The sequence below is a fragment of the Ahrensia sp. R2A130 genome, assembly GCF_000179775.1.
In the GTDB taxonomy this organism is placed as follows: Bacteria; Pseudomonadota; Alphaproteobacteria; order Rhizobiales; family Rhizobiaceae; genus Pseudahrensia.
Genome location: NZ_AEEB01000006.1, coordinates 1 through 24,459, shown reverse-complemented (window position 1 = coordinate 24,459; position 24,459 = coordinate 1). Strand labels below are relative to the sequence as shown.

General features: G+C 55.2%; 18 protein-coding genes. 7 read left to right on the top strand and 11 right to left on the bottom strand.

The window, feature by feature from the left end; all coding sequences use genetic code 11:
- Nucleotides 1-29: 29 nt before the first annotated feature.
- Nucleotides 30-1,067 carry an ABC transporter ATP-binding protein gene (locus tag R2A130_RS07755; RefSeq protein ID WP_009464485.1) on the bottom strand — a complete coding sequence of 346 codons (1,038 nt, stop codon included), beginning with the start codon at nucleotides 1,065-1,067 and terminating at the stop codon, nucleotides 30-32.
- Nucleotides 1,064-1,846 (bottom strand): DeoR/GlpR family DNA-binding transcription regulator, encoded by a 783-nt coding sequence (locus R2A130_RS07750; RefSeq protein ID WP_009464484.1) that lies wholly within the window; start codon nucleotides 1,844-1,846, stop codon nucleotides 1,064-1,066. The genes R2A130_RS07755 and R2A130_RS07750 overlap by 4 nt, the downstream gene beginning before the upstream one ends.
- 258 nt (nucleotides 1,847-2,104) lie before the next feature.
- On the opposite strand from R2A130_RS07750, the gene R2A130_RS07745 reads away from it, so the two are divergent.
- Both R2A130_RS07745 and R2A130_RS07735 read left to right on the top strand, forming a co-directional pair.
- Nucleotides 2,105-2,992, top strand: a complete 888-nt coding sequence (locus R2A130_RS07745; RefSeq protein WP_009464482.1) for an HAD-IIA family hydrolase — start codon at nucleotides 2,105-2,107, stop codon at nucleotides 2,990-2,992.
- A 786-nt stretch (nucleotides 2,993-3,778) separates the two neighbouring features.
- Nucleotides 3,779-4,878 (top strand): IS3 family transposase gene (locus R2A130_RS07735; RefSeq protein ID WP_156798444.1). Its coding sequence is split into 2 segments (ribosomal slippage): nucleotides 3,779-4,031 and nucleotides 4,031-4,878, totalling 1,101 coding nucleotides; the frame shifts between segments, so codons are not numbered across the junction.
- A 250-nt stretch (nucleotides 4,879-5,128) separates the two neighbouring features.
- On the opposite strand, the gene R2A130_RS07730 is transcribed toward R2A130_RS07735, so the two are convergent.
- Nucleotides 5,129-7,054, bottom strand: a complete 1,926-nt coding sequence (locus R2A130_RS07730) for a hypothetical protein (protein ID WP_040305456.1) — start codon at nucleotides 7,052-7,054, stop codon at nucleotides 5,129-5,131.
- A complete protein-coding gene (locus R2A130_RS07725) occupies nucleotides 7,051-9,411 on the bottom strand; it encodes a sensor histidine kinase (protein WP_009464477.1) in 2,361 nt (786 codons plus the stop codon). The genes R2A130_RS07730 and R2A130_RS07725 overlap by 4 nt, the downstream gene beginning before the upstream one ends.
- 310 nt (nucleotides 9,412-9,721) lie before the next feature.
- Between R2A130_RS07725 and R2A130_RS07720 the strand changes: the two genes are divergently transcribed.
- From R2A130_RS07720 to R2A130_RS07705, 5 genes are all read left to right on the top strand, one after another.
- Nucleotides 9,722-10,459: a hypothetical protein gene (locus R2A130_RS07720; RefSeq protein ID WP_156798443.1), complete on the top strand. Its 738-nt coding sequence runs from the start codon at nucleotides 9,722-9,724 to the stop codon at nucleotides 10,457-10,459.
- A 120-nt stretch (nucleotides 10,460-10,579) separates the two neighbouring features.
- Nucleotides 10,580-11,050 carry a helix-turn-helix domain-containing protein gene (locus R2A130_RS18035; protein ID WP_083804230.1) on the top strand — a complete coding sequence of 157 codons (471 nt, stop codon included), beginning with the start codon at nucleotides 10,580-10,582 and terminating at the stop codon, nucleotides 11,048-11,050.
- Between the two features lie 102 nt (nucleotides 11,051-11,152).
- Complete coding sequence (locus R2A130_RS07715; RefSeq protein ID WP_009464475.1) at nucleotides 11,153-11,785, top strand: hypothetical protein; 633 nt, start codon at nucleotides 11,153-11,155, stop codon at nucleotides 11,783-11,785.
- A gap of 45 nt (nucleotides 11,786-11,830) precedes the next feature.
- On the top strand, nucleotides 11,831-13,132 hold the full coding sequence (locus R2A130_RS07710) for an MBL fold metallo-hydrolase (protein ID WP_009464474.1): 1,302 nt from the start codon (nucleotides 11,831-11,833) through the stop codon (nucleotides 13,130-13,132).
- A 109-nt stretch (nucleotides 13,133-13,241) separates the two neighbouring features.
- Nucleotides 13,242-15,572, top strand: a complete 2,331-nt coding sequence (locus tag R2A130_RS07705; RefSeq protein WP_009464473.1) for a DUF262 domain-containing HNH endonuclease family protein — start codon at nucleotides 13,242-13,244, stop codon at nucleotides 15,570-15,572.
- 2 nt (nucleotides 15,573-15,574) lie between these two features.
- Here R2A130_RS07705 and R2A130_RS07700 read toward each other — a convergent pair whose 3' ends face one another.
- The 7 genes from R2A130_RS07700 to R2A130_RS18430 form a co-directional block, all read right to left on the bottom strand.
- The gene (locus R2A130_RS07700) at nucleotides 15,575-16,441 is read right to left on the bottom strand and encodes a phosphoadenosine phosphosulfate reductase family protein (RefSeq protein WP_009464472.1); all 867 of its coding nucleotides are present in this window, start codon (nucleotides 16,439-16,441) and stop codon (nucleotides 15,575-15,577) included.
- Nucleotides 16,438-19,800, bottom strand: coding sequence for a hypothetical protein (locus R2A130_RS07695; protein WP_009464471.1), 3,363 nt, complete (start codon nucleotides 19,798-19,800; stop codon nucleotides 16,438-16,440). The genes R2A130_RS07700 and R2A130_RS07695 overlap by 4 nt, the downstream gene beginning before the upstream one ends.
- Nucleotides 19,797-20,753, bottom strand: coding sequence for a DUF4007 family protein (locus R2A130_RS07690; protein ID WP_156798442.1), 957 nt, complete (start codon nucleotides 20,751-20,753; stop codon nucleotides 19,797-19,799). Before R2A130_RS07690 ends, R2A130_RS07695 begins: the two co-directional genes overlap by 4 nt.
- Before the next feature lie 99 nt (nucleotides 20,754-20,852).
- Nucleotides 20,853-22,001, bottom strand: coding sequence for a cysteine desulfurase family protein (locus R2A130_RS07685; RefSeq protein WP_009464469.1), 1,149 nt, complete (start codon nucleotides 21,999-22,001; stop codon nucleotides 20,853-20,855).
- Nucleotides 21,998-22,582, bottom strand: coding sequence for a recombinase family protein (locus R2A130_RS07680; protein WP_009464468.1), 585 nt, complete (start codon nucleotides 22,580-22,582; stop codon nucleotides 21,998-22,000). Before R2A130_RS07680 ends, R2A130_RS07685 begins: the two co-directional genes overlap by 4 nt.
- Nucleotides 22,583-22,822: 240 nt before the next feature.
- Entirely contained in the window at nucleotides 22,823-23,515 is a 693-nt protein-coding gene (locus R2A130_RS07670) for a DUF2493 domain-containing protein (RefSeq protein WP_009464466.1), read from the bottom strand.
- A 66-nt stretch (nucleotides 23,516-23,581) separates the two neighbouring features.
- Nucleotides 23,582-23,782: a hypothetical protein gene (locus R2A130_RS18430; RefSeq protein WP_009464465.1), complete on the bottom strand. Its 201-nt coding sequence runs from the start codon at nucleotides 23,780-23,782 to the stop codon at nucleotides 23,582-23,584.
- Between the last annotated feature and the right edge of the window lie 677 nt (nucleotides 23,783-24,459).

Below are 24,459 nucleotides of genomic sequence, written 5' to 3'. Positions count from 1 at the left end.
TATTGGTCGTTCGTTATCGTCCGTTTCTTTCAGGCGGCCGACGCCACGCTGTCCGTCTCGATGCGTTCTCCCGAAGCGTCGAAGAAGTGCAGCGCGCCATCATCGAAGGTGATCGACATGGCTTCGCCCTGCGGTATGTGTTGCAGCCCCGGCATGGACACTGTCAGGCCCGTGGTGTGCGGGCAGTCGAGCACGATGAAGGTCTCTGAGCCGAGAAACTCGCAATCAGCGACCGTGCAATTCAACCGGCCCTGACCATCTGCTGCGACCCGAACATCCTCTGCACGAATGCCGATACGGGTTGCATTGTCGAAGCCCGTTAAAGCTGCCGCCTCGATCAACGCCATGGGTGGCGCACCCACAAATTCGGCAACGAAGGTGTTGGCGGGTTCGTAATACAGATCCTGCGGTGGACCGACCTGCTGGATGTGACCATCCTTCATCAGCACCACTTTGTCGGCCATGCTCATGGCCTCGGTCTGGTCGTGCGTCACGTAGATGACGGTGATGCCGAGGTCGGTTTGCAGCTTCTTGATATCACGGCGCACGGAGGCCCGAAGTTTGGCATCTAGGTTCGAAAGCGGTTCGTCCATCAGGCATAGCGGTTGCCCCGCAACAATGGCGCGGGCTAGTGCCACACGCTGCCGCTGACCGCCGGATAGTTCGCCGGGCTTGCGTTGCTCGTAGCCGAGCAGGCCGGTGATTTCGAGCGCACGATGTAGTTTTTCGGCCCGCTCCACCTTGCCCACGCGCCGTACTTTCAGGCCGAAGACCACGTTTTCGGCAACCGTAAGATGGGGAAACAGGGCGTAGGACTGGAACACCATCGACAGATTTCGCTCCGACGGTGCCGCCAGCGTCACATCATTGCCGTCGATACGGATGTTGCCTTCGTCCGGCAACTCTAGGCCGGATAGCAGGCGAAGTGTCGTGGACTTGCCGCAACCGGAAGGGCCGAGCAGAGCGACGAATGAACCGCGCTCGATATCAAGTGAAACATTCTCCACACCCAGCTGCCCGTTCCAGCGTTTTGCGACGCCTTCGATACGTACGAATGGCTCACTCATCGTTCCATCACCCCTTCGGCAAAGACGATCCGGTCATCGAGTGTCTCGACGATGGGCAGATATAGTGCATCGGGAATGCGGTCGCTGACCACGAGATCGACTGTGTCGATATTACCGCCATAGGCTGGCGCGGACCGCCCGAATTTCGTGCGGTCGACCGCCAGTATAGACATGGCAGCGTTGTCACGCATGCGCGCACAAACCCGCACTTCGGCGGGGTGAAATTCCAGTAATCCGCCATCTTCGGCAATTCCGGCCACGCCGAAGACAGCAAATTCGGCACGAAACCGGTCGAGGAAGGTCACAACCTCTTCGCCGATCATATCGCGGTCCGGCAGGCGCAGTTCGCCACCTGGCAGGATGATGCGGTTGGATACCTCTTCGCTCAACGTCATGGCTGCGCTTAGATTGTTGGTGATGACGGTGAGCTGCTTATGGCGTCCGAGCGCCCGCGCCACGCTGAGCGCGGTGGAGCCGATAGACAGGAACAGGCTGGAGCCGTCAGGAATTTGCCGCGCCACATGCTCGGCTATCGCCCGCTTACCGACCAGATTGGTGCCCGCGCGTTGGTCGAATGGCGTATTGAGCCGGTCTTCGGCCAGTTCGATACGGCCATGGCGGCGACGCAGCACATCACCGTCGCACAATTTATCAAGGTCACGGCGGATGGTCTGCGTCGAGACATCCAGCATTTCCGCCAGCGCACCGACGGTGAGGCCGCCCCGCTCATGTACGATCTGTTGGATCATGTTGCGCCGTTTGTGCTTCTTTGATGACATGTTCGCCCTGCTCTGTTGTCAGAGTGTTGACCAGTGAAAGCAACAAAACAACACTTTTGTTTTTGTTTGACTGAAATTTCTCCACTGCGCGCGGGTCTGTGGGGCACGTGATTAGAATTTCGCAGTGTTTTTCGGTGTTTCTGCAACCGCTCAAGGATTGCAGCACTTGCGAAACGATCATTCTTGTCGTTTTGTAGGTTTCGAAATCATCGTTTCGGCCTCCGGCTGACGCGACCGTGGAACCGGGATCGGACAATCATGCTCGACAACGTCGAAGCCGTTTTTCAGCGCTATGAAGATGTTCGCCACCGCGTGCCGGTCGCCAACCCGGAACCTGCAACGCAGGACATTGCCTCGCTGATAGAAATCGCGCGACAGGGTGACGCTTTCGTCTTCGACGCGTTCGGCGTTTTGAATGTTGGGGAGACGCCGATAGACGGTGCTGCCGCGCGGTTGAACGAATTGCGGTCGATGGGGGTATCAATCCGCATCCTCACCAACGCTGCAAGCTACGACCGTGGTGGGGCCATTGCCAAATTCGCAGCGCTTGGAATGGACGTTTTTTCCGACGAAATCATCACCAGCAGGGATGCGGCTTTGGCAGCGTTGCCCGGCGGTACCATCGGTTGCATTGCGGCTGGTGATGATGCGCTCGCAGATATTGGACAGGCCTCGCTGCGCTTGGGGGATGCCGCAAACGACTATGACGCGGTGGATTGTTTCCTGTTTCTGTCCAGCGCCGAATGGACGGAGAGTCGGCAGGACTTATTGTCCGCAGCACTGGCCAAAAAACCAAGAGCCGTGCTGATCGCCAATGCCGACCTTGTGGCCCCGAGGGGCGATAGTCTGTCGATCGAACCCGGCCACTATGGGCATCTGCTGTGCGACGCAGGCGTCGAAAACGTCAGGTTTTTCGGCAAACCCTTTCCGGAAGTTTATGAATTGGCGGAGGCTTCGCTGACCGACATCGCACTGGAGCGCATCATTATGTGCGGCGACACTCTCCACACGGATATTTCGGGTGCCACGAGCCGGGGTTGGAAAACGGTGCTGGTAACAGCGGATGGCCTGTTTGCCGGTTTCGACACCGATACTTTCATATCTCGCAGCGGTCTTAATCCCACCTGGCGTTTGCCACAGATCTAACGGGCAATCATACGCGACAGCGAAGCTGAAAGATAACGCTGAACTGGCGAAAAGTTCCGCCGTACGCGAAAACACCAGCTTTCTGCCAGACCTCTCAGCAGAACCTGAACCAAACCAAATTTGCGATTGGTTCGAAACCCTGTCTCGTTCCACTGTGTTTGACAAGCAGTGACACCACAGGTGGGCCCTGCCAGTGGGCGCTTTTCGACACCGCGGAAAAGTGCCGAACGTCTGCTAAAGGCCTTTCGACGTTGGACAAGAGGTCGGCTCTTTTAGTCAGTGACGATGTTGGTCCGGACAAAACCGCGGCGATCGGTTCTCAACGCGATCGCCGCACGTGGACGTGGCTAACGCGACAGTACCGTTTTATTAGGATGTCCTCACGAAAATTGGCTCGCTACGTTAGACTGTAAGGGAACACTTGATGGCTTTCACCGACGAAGAAAGACGACGCTGGTATAAACTGCGCCGCGCTCCACAGCATGACAAATCGCGAGCCCCGGAACAGATGGAATGCGTACATTGCCATCGGAAATTCTCACTTGGTACGGGATCCATCTCTGGAGGAATGCCGCTGTGTGACTACTGTCTTCACAACTGAGCGCTAGCGCGTACATATCCACAATGGACGTCTGCTTACTGCCGTAGCTTCAACGAACCGAAGCGTCCGCTTCCGGCCACAGCCGTTCCATCAGCATTTAGACCCTGACCTGCTCCCATTGATTCAGACCACCGTAGGCTGGAATTTTCCATTTATGATCCCGTTGTCGGGAGAAGGAGAGTTCAATGAAGGCATCGAAGTTCAGCGAAGCGCAGATTGCGTTTGTTTTGAAGCAGGCCGAGGGTGACGCGACCGTTGCCGAGGTTTGCCGCAAGGCCGGTATTGGCGTTGCGACGTTTTACAACTGGCGCAAGAAGTACGCCGGTTTGATGCCGTCGGAGATGAAGCGGCTGCGCCAGCTTGAAGATGAGAATGGTCGACTGAAGAAGATCGTCGCCGATCTGTCGTTGGACACGGCCATGCTCCAGGACGTGCTGTCAAAAAAGCTCTGAGGCCTGGTCGCAAACGTGCGCTTGTCGATGAGGTTCGTGAGGTTTGGAAAGTTTCGGTGCGCAAGGCGTGTGCCGCTCTGCGGATCGACCGATCCCTCTACACGTACAAATCGAAGCGTGGCGATCAGGCCGCTCTCAAACACCGGATCAAAGAGATCTGCGAGACGCGCGTTCGGTTTGGCTACCGTCGCGTGCATGTGATGCTGCAATGGGAAGGCTGGACAGTGAACCAGAAGCGGATCCGGCGTCTTTACAACGAGATGGACCTTCAGCTGCGCAACAAGACGCCCAAACGGCGCGTGAAGGCGAAGCTGCGGGATGATCGGTGTGAAGCCACGCATACCAATCAAGTCTGGGCGATGGACTTCGTTCACGACCAACTGGTGACAGGGCGCAAACTGCGCATCCTGACGATCGTCGATACGTTCTCGCGCTATTCGCCAGCCACTGATCCACGGTTCAGCTACAAGGGTGAGGATGTGGTCCGGACACTTGAAGAGGTGTGCCGGGAAGTCGGCTATCCGCAGACCATTCGTGTCGATAATGGCAGTGAGTTCATTAGCCGGGATATGGACCTGTGGGCCTATAGCAATGACGTCATCCTCGACTTCTCACGCCCCGGCAAGCCCACCGACAACGCCTTCATCGAGAGGTTCAATGGCAGCTTCCGAAGCGAATGCCTGAACGCGCACTGGTTCATGAGCCTTGACGACGCGCGGCAAAAACTGGACGCTTGGCGCAGAGACTACAACACCGTTCGACCCCACAGTGCCATCGGCAACAACCCGCCGATATCACTGCTAAACTGCTCTGAAGGTGCCACCGCGCTCTGAGCAAAACCCCCGGAAATACTCCAGCCGGGCGGTCCTAAATTGGGGAGCAGCTCAAGAATAGAATGCTCCGTGCGGTTCTGCCCGCGATGGCTTTTGTCGTGCTTGGCGCGTCCCTGCTCGGCCTATGGGCACTGACTACAGCCGTCCCAGCCACGGTAGCGATACGAGGTATCTTTAGACGAGATGGTCTGCAGGTTTGACCGACCAAACGCGAGATCATCAAAAGAACCGGCCCCGCGTTTTGCGTCCGCTAAAGGCCAGCAGTTGGTATGAGATTCAATATGAGCCCCAATTTCTTCTGATCTTGCGCACTGAGCACTTCATCCCGATCTAAATCACCCCAGTAAGTATGGATGCAAGGATCACCCTTTGCCTCAGGATCAGGCACTTTCTGCGGTGCATCAACTTTCAGCTTTGGACTCAGAGGAAGTCCCGCTCGCAGACGAGCGTCGCTTTGTTCACGAGACGTCCGAAATCGGCCCCGAGAGCTCTGCGCTACACTTCCCGGAGGAACTTCCGCCAAAGCCCGTGCCAACTCATCACATCCCCTTTCAGTAAGCGTCAGCGATCGCTTGCCTTTAGTGCCGACAAAGACCGTTCCTCCATCATTCAGTCCATCGACCGTTATCTGTAGTGGCTTTCCATCCACACCAACCACATATGCCTCGACATCGACCGGGATTGATGCCGGCAGTGTGGCTGCCATTCCAACTCTGCCGATTGATGACAGGGTTTTCTGCTGGAGCGATGTGGCGTGATCTTCACGCAGTCGGCCTATAAAACGTGCTCGGTTAGAACCGATCTGTTTATCAATCAACGCCCAATTGACGGTGCGGATGTTCTTCGTGTCCCACTTGATGCAACGCAGACCGTCGTCGAGTTGAAACGCGTACGTTCGTCCATCGTCGGGATATTTCCAGCTATCTAGCCCAATGGAAACGATCTCACCTACCAAGAACAGAACGCTATTTACGGGTTCGCGTGAGCCAGCGTTTACGAGATCACACGCCGCCGTAATCACGAGTACGGCCGAACCATGTTCGACCTGGAACGCTCGGTTGTTTGGACGCTTCCCATGTTTAGAGGCTTTTTCACCTTTAATCAGCAGCACATCGCCGAATTTGAGGCTCACCGCGCCCTCATCTGAGGGCTTCCACCGTTCGAAGCCGCGGGTCAACGCGCGAGCGACCATCTGAGGTAAGTCGGGAGATCCTGACACGTGAGGGGCATAATGCGGTATGTCGATGTCATTGATCGCACGCGCAGTTTCAATGATCTCTGGTTCGCATTCAATCTCGTGCTGTAAGGACCGGTCAAACAAATCGACCAAATAAGTTCCGGTTTTTTCTTCTTCGTGATCGAGCAGCAGCTGGCGCACCTGAGCGATGTCCGACAGCTTCAGCTGACGCATTGCCTCCATCGTGCGCGTCTTTGCCTTGTCGACGCCCTCGTCCAACGCAGTGAGGAACGCAGCAAACGCCTGCGTTTGGTTCTTGTTTTCGGCTAGTCGGCCTAACTGTCGCCCGAGAGATGTCACATCATCAAGCTCCGATTTTTGCAAAATTCGAAAGCCGGATTCCAGGAGTTTGACCTTATCGCGATAGGAATTGCGGAGGTCAGGTAGAGCTCCATTGTTAGAGATCAGAAGGACAAGAGGCGGCGCCACTTGTCGGCTATGCATCACAGCTCGCAATCCCATTTCCGACTTGTTCTTCGCATCATCATCCTGCAACGACCCTAGGTACAGATCGATCACCACTAAATCTGCATCACCAACATCATTCTTGAATTCGGTCCCCAGGCGGCTCACCTTGAGCCCCGCTTCAATCAAATACGCTTCGATTATCTCTACCCGCTGGAGGTCCGAACTCCTGCCATCTTCGTAGGTCTGGAATATTGCCTTAGCGTCAGCCTCGAGCTGATCACGCAGTGCATACACTGCTTGGACGTAGGCATCGTCGTTTCGAACGGTTGTTGGGTCACCATCAGCGCCGCTATAGCTGGCTTTTAAAAGGACGTCGTCAGCGTCCGTTCGCGCCTCTTCGAAAAGGTCCCATTCAGCGATCTTGTTCGACACAGCCTGTGCGGTCGGAAGGTCGTCGTTAGCGTCGTCGATGATCACTGCGGAAGTGATGTCTGACGACGAAAACAGGACCTTAATTTCCTCGACGTTCATAGCTCGATCTTGCTTGGGAATTCGAGAACGAACCGGTGACACCGCTTCGTGTCAGGGTTCACTACATCACTGAGAAGCAGAGTGCCGTCGTGATAGTTTGCGATTTCTCGCGCGATGAACAGACCAAGACCGCGTCTTTTCTTTTTTTCCTTCAGAGAGAAGAACGGGCGGAAGACCTTCTCGGCGTTGTCTGGCGCAATCCCGATGCCATTATCTTCATAGGTGATTGTTAGAGGCCCACTCTCGAGGACAATTCGAATGGTGGGTTTATAGGTAGCATCCCGCTGCTGTCGAAGATCCATCCAGTGGACTGAGTTTGACACAAGATTTTCCAGAATCTGTATCATCATCCCTTTGACCGCACGGACACGAACAGGTTTGTCACCGAGGTCAAGGTCCAGCGAAATACCGTGTCGTTCGAATTGGCTCACATGCGCGTCCAAAACATCGTGGATGAGAGCTGCGAGATCGAATTTATCTTTGGTCTGGCGACCATTCACAGACATCGGGTCAAGAATTCGGATACGCTTGCTGAGCGTCTTCATTTGCGATTGCAGAGTATGAAGTTGTGCCCGCACGTGCTCGGGAACATCTGCGGTTTGAAGGCTCGACAGGGTTTGGAGTGTGTTTTCTGACGACCTTGCAAGCTCATGAGCCACGACTTCGACCATCAAGCCGATGCCGGCCATGTCGATCAGCTGCCGTCCTTCTTTTTCGGCCTCTTCGATGCGTTTTTTCGCCAGATTAGCAAAATCGGAAAGTTCGAGGAGGGTCTGTTCCAATGCTACGAGATCTTCCCGCCCCTCCTTCGGCACGAATTTTCGAAGCTGTTTGATGGACTGACGCGCGCGTTTTTCGATGGAGTCGACCCGCGTCTGCGCTTCACCAAGTTCGACCTTTTGATCTTTGTAGCGTTTCTCCACGTCGCGCATAAAACCGCCGAGACCGTCTTGAACCGACCATCGCAAGATTTCGAGAAAGGCTGTCTGCTCGGGAGTGACACGAAGACCTTCACGGTTCGTCTGATCCAAGAGGTGCGGGTTCTTCGTTCGCGAGATGTTCACCCGGCCGATGAACTGGGTTTTGTTGAGGGTGTAACCCCTGTTTCGAAGAGCCTTCCGATCAAGATCGAGCCAGTCGTCTTTGTCTTCTCCGTATGGAAACACCCGGAATCCATCTCGAAATAGCATAATGCCTGACCATGCATTTTGCAGGTCGCGAAGGGACTTCGCTTCGCCCGTGCTGTCCACACGACTTAGCCGTCGACGATTGTACCAAAATATTTCGAACTTAAAGTCGCCGAGGGCGACAAGCGTTTCATCATCAACGTTCCCCGCGCTATCTATTATGGTGCTTTGGAGCTCTGACGTAGTGAGGACGGTCGTGTCACTCTCATGTGGATGGTCGAACCCTAGGGAGAAGACTTCGGTGATGGATCGCAAGATCGGCTCACCATCGTGGATTTCGTAGCTCCCACTAATTTTCGCATGAGCTGCATCGAGAAGGGGAGTTGGCATGAAAGGGATAGATGCTGGTTCACCGTTGAAGGTGACCCTTACCTTCGGTCTTTTCCGCTTGTTCGCATGAGGATCGGTCAATCTGGCGAAGTCGTAGCGGCACAGCTCCCCAACACGTTCTTCGGTCCATGCTTCCAAAAGATCGCGAATGATAATTCTAGTGCCATGCCAGGCCGGTGTCGGTTTAGCCGGACCATCGACCGGAGCCACCGCGATGTCTTCCATCATGGCGTCTAGGTCGCCAAAGTCGCGCCAATTGATGTCTAACAGATTGAGAGTGCTGTCAGCCTCTGTCGCAGTCTCAACTGTCAGCCGGTTGCCCAAGCGCATAGTAGATAGCCGACCGATGCCTTTCTCACCCAGATACGGCACGTCGTCCTGCCCGGCCGACAGCGCGCGTTCCACATCGACTTTTCGTGAGGTCGTTCCAATGACGAGAAAGGCGTCGTTCAGCTGAGCCTTAGACATGCCGGAACCTGCATCAGCCACGACGATATAATTATGTTCAAGCTCATATGCCTTGACAACGGCGGCAACGTCTTGACGCGTCGATGCAGCCTTGACTTCTGCCTCGAAAGCTATTCGCAACCCGGCATCTGCGAGGGGCATGGGTGTGGTTAATGCAAGTTTTCTCAGTTCCGAAACCGCCCCTTGGCGGCGCGCTTCCTTCTCGATAAACTTGCTTTCACGTCGCGGAATGAAAACGTGAAACTCAATATCGACACCAGATTTTGAACCGGCATCGAACCCATTCTTGATAAGCTCGTAGAACGCAATGATGTCTGAGCTTATAAGTTCGGCACCGAGCTCCAAAACAGTGCGCGCAGTAATCTTAAACATGATCTCCCTAGGCGCTTCTTCTTCTAGCAGACTCAGAGCGATGCGGCATGAGCTCGCGCGCTTTCTAAACTCCTTCAACCTCGCACGAAAGCAGAAGAGAATAAAGCGTGACGAACCTCTCGTTAGCCCACGCGAGGCGTCCGTCAGCGACCTCAGAGATCATTACGACAGGCTTCTCCGCGAGCAGCAATTGCCTTTTGACAAACTCTGGGAAGGGAAAACGAAATTGGAGACCGGAAGTGACCTTCTGGGGCTCCGCCGACATGCTCTCAATTTGCTGAGGGTTCTTGCGTCTCTTTCGGAAGGAGACATGGACGCAGAATGGGGTGCTGCTTGGTTCAACCTGCATGGAGCAGTTTCCCTAAATAGCATTGGGGCGTCACCAGATGTGCATGGCGACAGCGCAATGTGTAGCAGTGCTTTCGAAAGCGACGAGGCTCATGCGCGTGTCACTGAGCGCTTCGTAGCAGGCCAACTTGTGTTCCAAGGCGTATGGAACTGTTTGGAAGTTGTGGGAGGGGCGTTATTTCGGTGGGAAACGCAACCATCCACGCAGGCGGTGCGGCACGCGCTTGGAAACGTTGCGGGCTATCGACCGATGCGGGGATTAAAAGAGGCGGTGTGGGATGCGCAAAAACTGTCGAGTACTGCGATAGACACTCGGCATGCAGCGTACCGCGAAGCGATACAAAGTGGTTGTTACCTTGCGATTGCCGCAGAACATCTAAGGCAGTTTAGGAACGGACTACTTCATGGCAAAATACGCCCGTTGGAACCAATCGATTGGGGACCGGGCTCCAGAGATACGACTGCTGACTACCAGACGGAAATATTTCGAGCACAAATACGCTTAGCTTTAATGATCATCCAGTCAATAATACAAAGAACCGCTCAGAACACATTGATGAGTTGGCCGAATGGCGGCACGCCGGTAGTAGATTTATCACTGGCATTACATGTTGAAGCGTCGGATAGAGCCATATTGATCGGTGAAGACGAAATGTATGCCTCGTCTATCATTCCTAGACAAGCGTATGTTAGCTGCTGACAGCACTGTAAATAAGTTCCACAATTAAGGTTATGCGACTTAATTGTGTAGCCGGGTGTGTTCTATTTCCAAGTGCGACGAGTGAGTAAAATCAACGAGTCGTATTTTGGAGCCCCCGTCATGTCGCAGTCATCTTTATCACATCGATCATACGTTCAGCTCGATATCGAAGAACGTCGTCAGATCGATCGTATGTCGCAGTGGAGCATTTCTGTTGATGAGATCGCTGCTCCATTGGGGCGTCATCGCTCGACGATCTATCGCGAATTAAGACGCAACCGCTTCACCGATCCGCAATGGAACGATTTGAACGGCTACTACGCCATGACTGCCAATGACCTCGCAGGCAGGCGACGGAAACGGCTTTGGAAGCTGGTGCGCAATGCCGAGCTCCGCATGGCTGTAATCGATCGTTTGAAGGCGGGATGGTCCCCGGAACAGTGTAAGAGGGCGGAGAACTGCGCACCTGGTGGAGCCGCTCTTTCGCGGCGGAACCGAGTACGCCCGCCCGTCGCACTCCATTTGTCTTGCGCAAAATATCGGAACCGGCATCGGCCGAAACCTATATGGTTCGAGGAGCAAAGCGACTGAGAGCGCGGTCACGAAGCGATATGTCCATCATCTTACTGCTCATGCAACTCAAAGATACTTGTGTCATAAGACAGCTGCTCACGACAGAAAGGTGATCTATCTATGAATGGACAGACTAATACCGCCCCCGATGGGGAATTGGTTCATACTGACGACGACCTTGGCAAAGCGCCCGCTGTTTGGGCAACCGGCACATTCTGGACGGTGCTCGGCACCTTAGTTGGTGTCGCTGGGCTGCTGATTACAGCTTACCTTTTTTCGATCACATCAGCTTCGAACTATCGTGCTTACAAAGGTCAGCTTGCTATGGAGGCACATACCGCAACGATAGAGTTCGTTGCAGCCTTCACCCAGCATTATCGCCCGGACTCCGCTCGCGAGAAGAAGGATCTCGCAGCACAAAAGTCCGCCTGGAATCGCCTTCATCCGGCCGTAAGGATCGCAAGCATTACGTCTGACGGCGCAATTGCGCGTGCGTCGGTTGTCGACGACATCGAACTAAAAGCTTGCCTCCAGCGGTTCAGGACTTTCCATTTCAACCTGGTCGAACGGGTAGTTCCTGAGGGGGAAAACATCTCGCTGGAAAATTACGCTATTGCGCTCGCAGGCTTTCCGGACATGGTTCGAAGGTATGTCGAGAACGTTGCCCAAGACCCAACATTGGTTGGGCGCGACACCGGCGGTGGGCAACGATCATGTCCACTTCTCAACGATGTAGACGGCGGCAACCCGTAAGTATGAGCAAAAGGCGCATCACGACGACCGCTGAAAGGAAAACACTTGTCGTTCAACCGTCCGTCAATCGTCTGCCACCAACAACTCCCTGTCGGGCAAGGCGGTTTTGCCATTATGAGCCTGACAACACCGAACGAAGAAGAATTCCACTTCATCTACGATTGCGGTTCGGACCCTGTCAGAAACACGGAACGCCTAATCCCGGATGTTAAGGCCTGGTGCGGTGGGCACGTCGATGCGCTCTTCATCTCACACTTCGATGCTGATCATGTGGACGGGCTCGACCGTCTCCTGGAGAACATCAAGATTGAGACGGTGTTCATCCCGTACCTATCCCCAGTGCAGCAGGCGCTCGTATTCATCGGCGGGGACGGAACGAGCTCCGGATCGCTTAGAGAAATCGCCGTTAATCCCGCCACCTGGTTTGGCCGGCGTGGCGTAGATCGAATCGTTCGTGTGCGAGGCGCGGAAGACGGATCAGAAGACGAGCCCCCGAGAGAACCACCTACGCTGGATCCCGACGCCTTCGCAGATGGATCAAAACTCGGACCGTCGGATGTTGATCGGCGTTACAAGCTCATGACGTCCATTCCGCTCGAAAGAGCGACTGCGGATTTAAGCGATGCTGAACCCGACGACGCAGAGCAATCCATTCTTGGTTTTGGCGGTTCCGTTCTGATTTCTGATGGTCAGCAACCTTTGGACTGGACGCTTCTGCCCTTCGTGCCCGACCGTACGAAAACCGCGGATTTTCCGAACTTCGAGAATGCGTTCAAGACGATTGTAGGGGCTCATTCACCAAAACGCTCAGGTTCATCGAGGGACAGCCGCCTGAAAGCTGCGCTGCAATGCAGAACCTGCCGATCAAAAATGAAAGCCGCATATGCCAATATTGGCCGCGGCCTTGGCGGCGCAAGACACAACGGCGTATCGATGTCTCTGTATTCCGGCCCCGTAACCTTTTCCGCCGGGACCTGGACCGTCTCTGGATGGCAAGGGACCAGCCGACGCCTCAGGGACCTGGGAGACCATCCCGGCTGGATCGCAGCGGGAGATGCACCACTTTCGACCACTAAATCCATGCGAGAATGGACATCATTCTTCGGCCATCGCCTCAAGGCCTGCTCTGTGCTGGTTCTGCCTCATCATGGGGCGGCGTCTAGCTTCAACAAAGATCTGCTGACGCCACCTTCAATTTCCGCCTATGTGGCAGCAGCAGGCCGACCCAGCCAATACCGACACCCATCGGCCAGCGTTTGTAAGGCTGTTCGCAACGCTTCCCGTAGGCTCATACATGTGACTCAATACGACCGGAGTGTCTGGACGATGATGGCCGTCAGCCGATAATTTTCCTGTTTGTTTGGCGTCAAAGATCAGAGTCAAATTGTTTTGCAGGGGTGACTCTACTTCACGTTGCGGCCATCGTTGACGCACTCGAAGATCCGGACACAAGCCTATGGCAACAGAAGTCAAATCAGCGTTCACAGCTGTGCCTCAGAGCACGTTGAGCTTTCTGCAGGCTAACGGACAGGGCTGCTACGTCCCGGCGTTTCAACGAGAGTATTCATGGAGCAAGGATAACGTAGACCGTCTGTTCGAAGACGCTCGCGGTGGTTTGAACAGCTTGCCAACGAGGCTCACGACCATCAGTTTCCTCGGTACGATTATCGCCATTCATGACACGAAGTACCTGTCAGTGCGCCCGGCTTTTACCGACCAGATGCCGCAAAAGGTGATGACGATCATCGACGGCCAACAGCGCCTGTCGACATTCGTTCTCATCTTCATCGCATTGCACCATCGGATCGATCGGCTTCGCGAGAAAGCTGAAAGGCTGGACGAGGACGAAACGGCGAAATGGCTGGCAGCCAGCGCGCGTCGCATGCTCCCGACACTTCTCGGGAGCGTTCGGCTGGATATGAATGATGGAGAAGGGATCTACCAATACTATCCCCGCTTGATCCGAGCCTACCATGATGTGTGGTCCACGAATGGACGAGACGCCAAATACGAAGGCTCAATCGCAAACGTAACCTGGCAGTATCTCCAGTTCTGGATGGATAAGGCAAGCGGGACATTCAAACCAGAGACCCCAAAGGACGCCCCCCCGGAAACGCATAAGGTGGTGGCCAGCATCTACCGTGTGATCGAGAGAAATTTGAAAGACCTCTGCTCCCGTAAGGACGAAGCCGAGAACGCATTGGACGTCCAGGAACTGATGGCGAGCGCTGATTTCGGCCTAGAGCTTTTTGGCTACGATGTTCCCGGTGATGTTCAGGCACGGTTCAAAGGAGAATTCGAAGAGAAGGGCGCGGACAAGACCCTCTATGACCTCGCCACCTTGATCGTCACAGCATTGTATATGCAAAAGCGCATGGCCTTCACTGTTGTGGAAGCGAAGGGTGAAGACGACGCTTTTGATATGTTCGAAGCGTTGAATACGACAGGCGAACCGCTGACGGCTTTTGAAACCTTCAAACCGAAGATCATCGAGGCGGAATCGATCCAGCACTACGAAGGGTCTGAATCCCATCGTCAAATCCAACGGGTCGAGGGCTATCTCAACAGGTTCGAGAAAGCAGAGGAGAAGCAGAAGGCAACAGCGAGTATGCTTGTACCCTTTGCTTTGGCCGAGACGGGTACACGGCTGGCCGGTAAACTCAATGAGCAGCGCCGCTATTTGCGGGGTCAATTTGACGAAATCGAAGCGACCAAGGACAAACCGAAACGTGAGGGCTTCGTAAGGCGTCTCGGTGACATGGCTGAACTGATCGACACGAGTTGGGATCTCAAGAAGGAGACCAAAGCCAAGTTTGGCGGGCTACCCGTTGAGTGGGAAGCGGCTCGTGTTGCTCATGAATATCTGCGGCAGCTTAATCACAGCATTACACTGGCTCCGCTTGCCCGTTTCTTCGGACAGGCGATACACGCGGACAGTTCGCACAAGGCTGCGGCGGTCAAAACGTTCGAGCAAGCATTAGCAGCAACCGGGGCTTTCGCCGTTCTTTGGCGCAGTGCATTCGGTACCACGACCAATATCGACGCGCGGTTCCGGGACCTGATGCGAGAAGGGATCGACACTGACCCATTCGCCGCGCGACCAAAGGGAAACGCTGCCATTCTCGATATCGATGTCTATCGGCAAGCGCTTTGGGCAGCGTTGAAGCGGGAGAAGATTGGAACCAAGGCCGAATGGATTCTTGAGGCTAAAGGCACTCCAATCTACGAGAAATCGAAGCCGACTGCGCGCATGTTGTTGCTCCTGTCAGCACATGATGCGGTTGAAGACGACAGCTTACCGGGCCTCCTGAGACGCGGACGTGCCCATGTCCGGCCCACACTCACGGTGCGCGAGCTCGAGCGAATATCAGCTTTGGAGATCGAGCATGTGGCCCCGAAGTCGCCGGATGAGTCAGATGGGACTTGGGAGAACTCCATCTATGAGAGCAAAGATCTTCCCCATTCCATCGGCAATTTGACGGTCGTTCCCAAATTAGAAAACATCGTCTTGAGCAACCGGCCCTGGAAGGCGAAACGTGCGATCTACCGAGTGTTGGGAGCTACTACTCAAGAGGAGTTTCGTGACGCGGTGGGACAGCTGCCCGATATCGGGGTTGATCTGTCGGAGCGCGCGACGGAAATCGTCGATCAGTCTATACACGCCGACGTATTGGTCCCACTGTCGGCAGTCGAAGACTGGAACCCCGCCTTCATCGAACGCCGCTCGGAACGGCTCTGTGAACTTGCATGGGATCAACTTCAGGATTGGCTTCCGGGCGCGCCGTAAGTTCATTTGTGACAGGTCAGGCAACCGCTCGCGGCCTCGGGAACTCCATAGACCTCATCAATGTCGATCTCGCTCAGTCTAGCCCGAAGAGGGTTGGCCAATTGTTTGGCCTTCCGGCGAGCAACGCGCAAATCGTAGTCTTTCTCGATTTGTGCGACACGCTCAGGCCGTGCCAATTCGTCCAGCGACTCTTTCTGCGTCCATGTGAAAGGAGATCCGTGCTCGAGTGCAGACTTCTCATAGGACTTAGCCTCCTCGAACGCGTCGGGGTGCTCTCTCATCAGGCGAACCCATTCGATCTTCTGCTGATAGAAGCAGAACGTGCAGCCGCTTCTGGATCGCCAGCGATAGTAAGCTGGCAAGCCAAGGCCCGAGCTGTCTAAAAGTTCGATCACTGCAGCTTTGTCGAGACCCGCCTCCCGCAGGGGGAAGTGGACCTTCATATTCGGATGGGTGGCGATCATCCCCGATCGATCCGGCTCATCTGCACGGATCGCCACGTAGCTGTGAACGATCGTGCCAGCTTCCAACTCAGGCTTGAGCCAATGCTCAAACGGTTCGATTTTGAGTTTACGCGTACACCAGCGCGTGCGTGGCGATGGAAGGAAGTGACCATATTGCTTTAGCCAGAAATCGAAGTCGCGATCCGCGTTCAGTCTTTCGATCGGTTTGCCGATGAACCCTTCGAGTTCGCCGAGGTAGTCATACACCTCTTTGAGCTCTTTGCCGGTATCCGTGAAGAAGTACTTGATATCAATCTCAGGTCGGTTCTGACGCATCCAGACCGCCAGTGAAGCGCTGTCACGGCCGCCGGACAGGCCAAGAACGTGAATTTCCCGCGGCTGGTTAGGCGATTTCATTTGGGTCATGCGGAAGCTTCCTCTTCGGGGATAAGTGGCACGGTGACGTCCGCTTCGCCGTCGTCTTCGAGAAGGTCGTGAGAGACTTCTGCAAGCACGGCCAGGAGCAGATCTTGCGACAAACCTTCCTGCTGCAAACGCTTTCTGATCTCACTTGCAATCGGTTCGATCGTTGCCTGTTCTGCGACCGAAATCTGAGCTCGTCGAACGACGCTACGCTCTGCCGTGCCGACACCCGCCATCATCATCACGGCTGTCTGTGTAGGTGCCTCGCCTGTATCTCCGAACAGTTCGACCCGTCGGAAACGATAAGCGAAATCGGCCAACTGAACAGCAGCGCGCTTGGGCTCGAGGTCACGCCACCCGGATACGGGTTGGCCGGTCACAAGACCGCAGATCGCCTCCATGTGTGCGGTAGATCCGTCGAAGGCTGCAAGGCGAGAGATGAACCCGCTCAGTTTGAGATCGTCGCTTGCCGTGTTTTCGACTGCGTGCGCCCGCGCCTGCAATGGTTCGAAGTTGCTCCCTTGATGCTTCAACGCTGCCAGCATCTTGCCGCGCAACTCGTCGAGCATTCGAGGCTGCGCAGTTCGCAATTCTTCGAGTGCATCGCAGACCCGTTGACCGGTTTTGCCGTCGGAACCGCCAACAGCTTCAGGGAACGCCTTTGCGAATAGATCGTGCGGATCATCGGCATGAAGGAGACCACGGCGGATGCTTTTAGCAGCGCTCGACAGCGCGCCATGCGCATGACGGGCCCAACCTGGCAGCTTGAAAGCGAATTCAACCAGCGCCTGCGCGACCGGGAGCGGTTCGGCCGGTGGTGACCAACCGGTGAGCTCATGCGCTTTTGCCGCATACATCTTCATGGCGGTGCGATCATTCTTGGTTGTGAGCACACGGCGTAGTGCGATGTCGGAGGGGTCCTGTAGCAATCGGTCGATTACGAGATCGTCTAGCGACGGCTGGAACATGTTCTCTACATAGACCGCTGTCTTCACCTGCCGTGTTCGCAGATAGGCGACTAGGAGGATCGGCATCAGACCGTTGCGAACACCGAACGGTGGTCGGCGCCACTCGTCATAGAGATCAGCCACTCTGATCCGTTCACCGGAGGCGAGAAGCTTGTCTGTTTCGCTCCACAACGGGGCTAGGTTGCGTTCGACGAAATCATCATTTGCCGGCTCGACAAATGCCCAACCCTCTTCGGCTTCCCGATAAAGACCGGTCGCCTCCAAGGTTGTCGCGGCAAGTCCGACCTCAGGCGGATAACCCTTGATACCAAACCGATGCTCACCTGTGGCGTCAGCCACTCCTTTCAGCAGTGCTCGAATGGCAGCATTGGTATTGCTGGACGGTTTTTGACGGTTCGCCAATTCGGAATGAACGACAGGGGCATGCTTGAAGACGATTTCAGCCTGGTCACTCGCCAGTCGTGACATTGACCCTTCTTCGGTCGTGATCTCAGCACCATTTTGGAACCACTTGGCTCCATCGAAGGCCAATCGTAGTTCTTCTTCCAAACGACCTGTCAGTAAAGCGATCCTTGCTTCGACTTCCCGTCGAGCGGTTGCGTCACCTTCAAGTTCTGCACTTTCCCGCTGCACGTCCCGCAACGCAGACAGTTCTCGCCCAAGTGACCGCACCGCTTCGTAGTTCGGAGGCAGGCCGACAATAATGGGCAGTTCGCTCTGAACGTTAGAAGCCTGCTTCACACTTTCATGCGCCTCGTCCAGCGAAAGGCGATCACTGGGAAATCCAAGGATGAAGCGACCAGCTGCTTCGGAAGAAACGGCAGATTCAAAAATGGATACTGTCTCTCCACCGATCTCCGTCATACGCGTATCGAACCAGCGTGGTGTCCCGGTGTCGAAATAGTGGGCCTTTGCGAGGACTGGCTTCAAACCCGCTAGCTCGTTCAGTGTTCTGATATCCAGTGAGCCGCGTTCGTCCATCCGAGTGACGATCTCCGCTTCGATATCGAAATCACTGCCAGCGTAAACCGCATAGGCACCAAGGTGCCGACGGAAAACCAATGAAGATGATCGCACGAGATCTTCAAGCGCAGCTTGAACGGTCGCACGTGGCGCAATCAAACAGGCCTCGACGATACGTTGAGAAGCTACGATGCCGGACCCGTTGCGGAAGAGATCAATGATGGCGACCGTCTTCGCGATCTGCTCGTGGAGGGCATCGGCGTGCCGTTGGGCGCGTTCGATAGCATCAGCGGCTAGTGACCACCGGTGGCCATCTGGAGACGCTTGGATGGCCGGTTCCAAATTGATCCTTAGGTAATCCCACAGATCCGATGGACTGAACGTGACGTTCGAACCCGACCTTGTCTGGTCAAGGAACTCTTGAAACCCATTGGGCTCAGCAGAACTTAGGAAGCCGAATAGGCTTCTCTCGTTCTGTCCAAAGCGCCTTCTCGTTACCGGGCCAAGAAGCGAAGCTGTGACGGGATGCAGAGGCCAACAAGCGTCCAGCCTTTCTGCGAGATCATCAGGTGTTCCTGGACGTCGCTCTGCGATGTCGGATGCAACAAGTTCCGATACGCTGGCACTAGTGGAATGTTGGACGCTTACGGTGATCGCGCGTCCAATCAGGTCAATTACCTCGTCTGTTGCAGTGACGATAGGAATGTCGACAAACCGGCCCTGGATTTTGGCCCATTCATTTTGGACCCGGGACCCTAACCGTTCCGCGTATCGATCGAATGCTTGATGTAGAATGCCGATCACGATGAGCCGACCACCAGATCGATTGGCTGTCTCGGCTAGATCTTGGAAGAAGTGTATGTCGATCGAAAGATCGCTAGCCCCTTCTAGGTATTTCCCCATTTCGTCGATGATGACGAGGACGCCCCCATCGGGTCGTGCCTCGGCCTCGCGAGAGAGACGGAGAATGACATCTTGACCGGAAGCGTCCAGCTTATGGCCACGTTTGGTTCGAGCGGAACCAGGCGATTGCGCAACCGCGTCAGCAGTCGCTGCACGTAGGTCTTCAACCGGATCGGCGCGACGTCCGGTCAGGACTACAGGCAACCACTCACCAGGCGTTCCATCGAAGGCGGGCTTTATGCACTCACCAAGCAAGGTCCGAGCGGTATCTCTGGCCTCTCCTTCGGGGAGAACCGACGAGGCGAGAGACAGTGCGAGGCTCGACTTTCCTCCTCCATACGGTCCTGTCCATGTGAACGCGCCCTGCCCTCTTGCGATCGACGCACAAGTTGTTTCAAGGGCAGCGCGAGCCGTCTCGTGCACGACGTAGCCATGCAAACCATCGATTGAACCAAGATCTGCATCGAGCCGGATCGACTTTTGAAACCGGCGTTCCACAGTGGCGTGATGAGTGAGATATTTGGTCAAGCGGCAACCTCTTTCCGCGACCGAGAGAATGAGCTGCGCAACTGCTCATAGGGGTCGATTTTGTCACGCTTGGAGACGTTTCGAACCCCGGCTGTATCTGACCAAACAAAGGCCTTGGAAGTTGTTCGATCGATATGAACAAGGCGATCGATGACAGCGTCTTCGTTCATCTTGAAGATACGGCCGGGCGAGCCAGGTTCAAACGCGATCTCTTCAACTGAGATCGAGCTTACGGCACTAGCGGTCAGCCGTTCTTTACGTGACCAAAAGTCATGAAGGGCGTAGGCGAAGACGCCATCTGGTAGCGACGGCTTCGGTCCACGGCGAAATTCGAACGCCTTCCCGGCCACTTCCCGAACGAGGTTCAATTCTGAAAGTACGGTCTCGACCTGATCGTCGACCGAAGATCCCGCAATCCTGGAAACGTAGGAGCGAACGAAGACCTCGACGTCCCTTTTTATGGTCGCCGCAGATGCGCGTGACCTCGATAGCTCCAGACACAGGTCGCGCAGCGGCGAGGCAATTGTTTCACGATCGAACGTACCGGCGTTCAGATGGTTGAACGCGTAATACCATGTGGTCGCATTCTCGCTGTCGGACGCGATGATCCAATGAAGCAGCCAAGTTGATGCGATATTTTCGAGATAAGGATCAACGCCGGTTTCCGAATGAAAGAGCAAATTGCCAACCGGTCCGATTTTGCAGTGGCCTTGGGCATCTTCCTCAATGACTCGGCATATTCTCGCCCAATGGCGAATGGCGAAAACCATATTCTTGCCGACGCCGAACCTGATAATTCCAGCATCTTTATCAAAGACTTCCGACGCGTCCGTACCCTCGGCCTCGCGTACAGCCTCGTACGCTTTGCGAAGCCATAGGCGACGCAACGGAAATGTCTCATGTCCTGAAAATCGTGTGACGGCAGATGGTTCGCCGAGTGGTCCTCTTAGCATGAGGTGGAAACTAGACCGCACACGGCCGCGAAGCAACTGGACGCGGTGTCCAGCGCGGCAGCGAGATCCTACGCGGTGGGGATAAGCTTCAGGAAGAGTCTAAAGGTTCAACGCGCGGGTTCTTAAAACGGCGTCAGCGATCATAGAAACCGCACGATCGACCTCAATTTCCGTCGCATCTCGTCCGAAACTAAAACGGATGGATTCGGACATTTGCGCTGTATCCAAACCGATTGCTTGCAAGACGTGTGAAGGCTCGATCGAACCTGCATGACAGGCTGATCCCAACGACGCTGATACCCGTCCGTATAGATGCTGCAGGACATCGATAGCTTTCGCATCGTGGAACCGGACGCTGACTATTCCATCGTAGTCTGTGGGCCCGAAACCGTTGAAGTCGACGCCTTCAATCGCCCGATCAAGACTTTCGATAAAGTATCGCGCTGCTGCGAACGCAGTGTCGGAAAGGTTCAAGGCGTCCATCGCTTGCTCGGCGGCGGCACCGAGCCCGGCACAGAGGAAGGCGGGAACTGTGCCGCCGCGTCGTCCACCCTGTTGTCCACCCCCGTGAATTAACGGTTCCAAGCGGACGGGGCAGTCCGATGATGAATAAAGAGCACCAATCCCCTTTGGGCCATACAGTTTGTGACCGGATAGGCTGAGGAGGTCGACGCCAAGGTCGTGGACATCGACGCGAATTCGAGCGACGGCTTGCGCCGCGTCTGTGTGGGTCACAATTCCCTGGCCTGCGACTTGCTGCACAATTTCGCGGACCGGCTGACGAGTGCCAAGTTCGTTATTGACGAGCATGATCGAAATCAAAGCCGTTTCCGGCGTGACGGCATCGAGGACATCACCGGTGGTGACGTACCCTAATCTATCTACGGGAATGAAGGTGACGGTGCAGCCGCTGCGTTCGAGTGCTCGCGCGCTCTCCAACACGCAGCTGTGTTCGATCGCGCTGACAATGAGATGATCGCCGCGACGTTGCGTTGACCGCATTACGCCTTTCAAAGCGGCATTGTTTGCTTCTGTTGCCCCTGACGTGAAGACGATTTCTCCAGGTTGAGCACCGATCAGGTGCGCGACTTGCTTTTCTGCGGTGTCGATAGCCGCGGCGGGAGCGATGGCATCAGAATGCTCTGCGTGAGGGTTTCCAAAGTGAGCGCTGAGGAGTGGTTCCATAGCCGCGCGAACTCGAGGATCAATCGGGGTTGTCGCTGCGAAGTCGAGGTAGATGCCGGTCATGCGCGGTTGTCACTTTCTTCGGCAGCGTTCGATGCCGAAAGCGCAGTGTATAGAGCCGACTTGCCGATTTTCAGGCGAGCAGCAGCTTCCCGGACATTGAGTCCTGCCGCAATCATTTGCCGCGCTCGGGCAACTTTATCCGGGGTGGCTGCCACCGGACGACCACCTTTTCGCCCACGCGCAGCAGCAGCAGCGAGACCGGCATTCGTCCGCTCACGGATCAGGTCGCGCTCAAACTGACCGAGAGCTCCGAAAATGTGAAACACGAGGCGTCCGGTCGGTGTCGTCGTATCGATGTTCTCGGTCAAAGACCGGAAACCGATCCCTTCGGCCTCCAAGCCTGCGACCGTTTGCAAAAGATGGGTCATTGATCGCCCAAGGCGATCGAGCTTCCAGACGACGAGTGTGTCACCTTCTCGCAGGAAGGCGAGTGTCTTCATCAGCCCGGGGCGCTCGGTCTTCGTACCGGATACGCCTCGGTCTTCAAAGGTGCGTAACACGCCGGCAGCATTCAGAGCGTCGAGTTGAAGGGCGACGTCCTGTTCGGCGGTCGATACCCGTGCGTATCCAATCAAGGACATCGCTATTGTTCCCTTCGCAGATGCTGAAGCAGCATTTCACTATCGCCAATAGTCCGCAAACTCGTCCAACAATCAAACTGTCCTATAAATCACGCTATGTGGCTTTACCGGACATTGTGGCGACTTGTCCAGCTAACGGACGTTTGTCGGACCACTTTCGCAAGGCACTAAATGCCATTGGCCTAGCCAAAGATGTCGCACCGCCAGCAAAAGCCGACGGTGCTTCAAATCTGTTTTATGTTACGCTCGATGACGCATGACAGTAATGCCCAGTCCCTTGGCTTTGTCGACTATGTTTTCGTTCACACCCGAACCTGAGAATGCGATGAGACCGATTGGCATCTCTTTCAGCAGTGCATCATTGCGCCGGAACGGTGCTGCCTTTGCGTGTTCGGTCCATTCGGGGCTGAAGATGACCTGAGCGATCTTATTGCACTCGCACCATTTGGCAGCGATCATTTCCGCACCCTCCTTGGTGCCGCCGTGCAGGAGGATCATGTCGGGATATTTAGCTTTCGTCTTATCGAGGGCTGCGATGACTGCGTTGTGGTCGTTGAAGTCTCTTCCGCCTGTAAAGCCGATACGGGTGCCGTCAGGACAGTGGATCTCGTTTTTCTTGCTGCGCTTGGCCGACTGGTAGTTGCGGCTATCGATCACCGCGCTCGTCAGGGCTGCATGTGATGTCCGTGAGCCGGAGCGAGGGAGCCACGTCGAACCTGTCTGCGTGCTGAAATGGTTGGCTGCTGCATCGCGCAGTAGCTCGAAGGCTGCGCGCTTTTCCAGAAGCAATTCGCCCTCGATGAGCTTGCCTTCCAACTCGACGGATCGAATTTCTGAACCGTCCTGATCACTTACCATCTGGCGTTGCTCGTCCTCGTTGGTCTGAGGGCATTTGTCGATGAACTCGAGGCGGCGGTGAAAAACGTTGACCACACCTCAGAGCATCTCTTGCAGATCATCCTAGAGAGGAGTGCCGTCGAAGGTTTCCAGGAGCGTGTCCTAGATGGAGTGGGCCGCATGCTCGATCTGCTCGGTCTCGGGAAGATCGCGCCAGTCGCGTTCGCCGCACTCTTGCCGAAGGCCGTGGAGCTTCATGGCCTCGATGGCGTGATGCGTGGATGAGGCGACGTGGTGTTCGTCGGGATCGTGTGAATGGGTGAGCTGCTCGAAGGCAGCTAGATTTTGCATCTGTGTGTTCATGAGAATTGTCCTGGACCTGTCGCGGGTTCGTTTAGAAAACTGGCAGTCCGGTTTGCAGAATGAAGCGAGCCCGCTGAACGTCGAGTTTAGCACCATTGCGCTATGTCAGCACTTAAAACCCTCATTCCAGCAAGGTAAGGCGAATGATCGAGCTCGATGCAAAGATGTGACAGCAACTCTTTTGATAAACGCAGCCGATATGGATGCGGACGGCACCGCGGAACTCATCGCAATTTATGCCAGACAGATACTACCTTTAGGTCGATCGCAGGGTTCGATACGCTGGTCGCAAACCCTCTGTGACCATACGTTGTTCCAGCCCCTAGGAAAATTCGTCGTTTAGTGTGCTGTATGTGCTCTGCTCCCCGAACGCTGAGCCGCCTGCTGCGGGCTTTCTGGGGTTATGATTGGATCGGCTGGTTGGGTTGGCCGATCAATTTTATGAACTCGATCGGAGACTAAAGGCCGTGTCCGGCGTAAGCACCAATGGAACAGCGAGGACTGATTTTTTAATGAAGTGAATCCGCTCGTCATCAACCGAAAGGAATGACCGATAAAACAAAACAAGAACGCGAAAAACCGCCTGACTATACCTGAATTTTTACGTAGTCCTCAATCGCATTAAAATTTTAAATAACAATTTCAACACGATACGTGTTCGCAGGACTATTCGGGCC

What these genes read in the sequence shown, in the direction of transcription:
- R2A130_RS07680 (WP_009464468.1), bottom strand. Translation starts at nt 22,582, where the DNA reads ATGTCCTTGATTGGATACGCACGGGTATCGACCGCCGAACAGGACGTC.
- R2A130_RS07715 (WP_009464475.1), top strand. Translation starts at nt 11,153, where the DNA reads ATGAATGGACAGACTAATACCGCCCCCGATGGGGAATTGGTTCATACT.
- R2A130_RS07745 (WP_009464482.1), top strand. Translation starts at nt 2,105, where the DNA reads ATGCTCGACAACGTCGAAGCCGTTTTTCAGCGCTATGAAGATGTTCGC.
- R2A130_RS07755 (WP_009464485.1), bottom strand. Translation starts at nt 1,067, where the DNA reads ATGAGTGAGCCATTCGTACGTATCGAAGGCGTCGCAAAACGCTGGAAC.
- R2A130_RS07750 (WP_009464484.1), bottom strand. Translation starts at nt 1,846, where the DNA reads ATGTCATCAAAGAAGCACAAACGGCGCAACATGATCCAACAGATCGTA.
- R2A130_RS07725 (WP_009464477.1), bottom strand. Translation starts at nt 9,411, where the DNA reads ATGTTTAAGATTACTGCGCGCACTGTTTTGGAGCTCGGTGCCGAACTT.
- R2A130_RS07690 (WP_156798442.1), bottom strand. Translation starts at nt 20,753, where the DNA reads ATGCTAAGAGGACCACTCGGCGAACCATCTGCCGTCACACGATTTTCA.
- R2A130_RS07705 (WP_009464473.1), top strand. Translation starts at nt 13,242, where the DNA reads ATGGCAACAGAAGTCAAATCAGCGTTCACAGCTGTGCCTCAGAGCACG.
- R2A130_RS07700 (WP_009464472.1), bottom strand. Translation starts at nt 16,441, where the DNA reads ATGACCCAAATGAAATCGCCTAACCAGCCGCGGGAAATTCACGTTCTT.
- R2A130_RS07730 (WP_040305456.1), bottom strand. Translation starts at nt 7,054, where the DNA reads ATGAACGTCGAGGAAATTAAGGTCCTGTTTTCGTCGTCAGACATCACT.
- R2A130_RS18035 (WP_083804230.1), top strand. Translation starts at nt 10,580, where the DNA reads ATGTCGCAGTCATCTTTATCACATCGATCATACGTTCAGCTCGATATC.
- R2A130_RS18430 (WP_009464465.1), bottom strand. Translation starts at nt 23,782, where the DNA reads ATGAACACACAGATGCAAAATCTAGCTGCCTTCGAGCAGCTCACCCAT.
- R2A130_RS07685 (WP_009464469.1), bottom strand. Translation starts at nt 22,001, where the DNA reads ATGACCGGCATCTACCTCGACTTCGCAGCGACAACCCCGATTGATCCT.
- R2A130_RS07720 (WP_156798443.1), top strand. Translation starts at nt 9,722, where the DNA reads ATGGACGCAGAATGGGGTGCTGCTTGGTTCAACCTGCATGGAGCAGTT.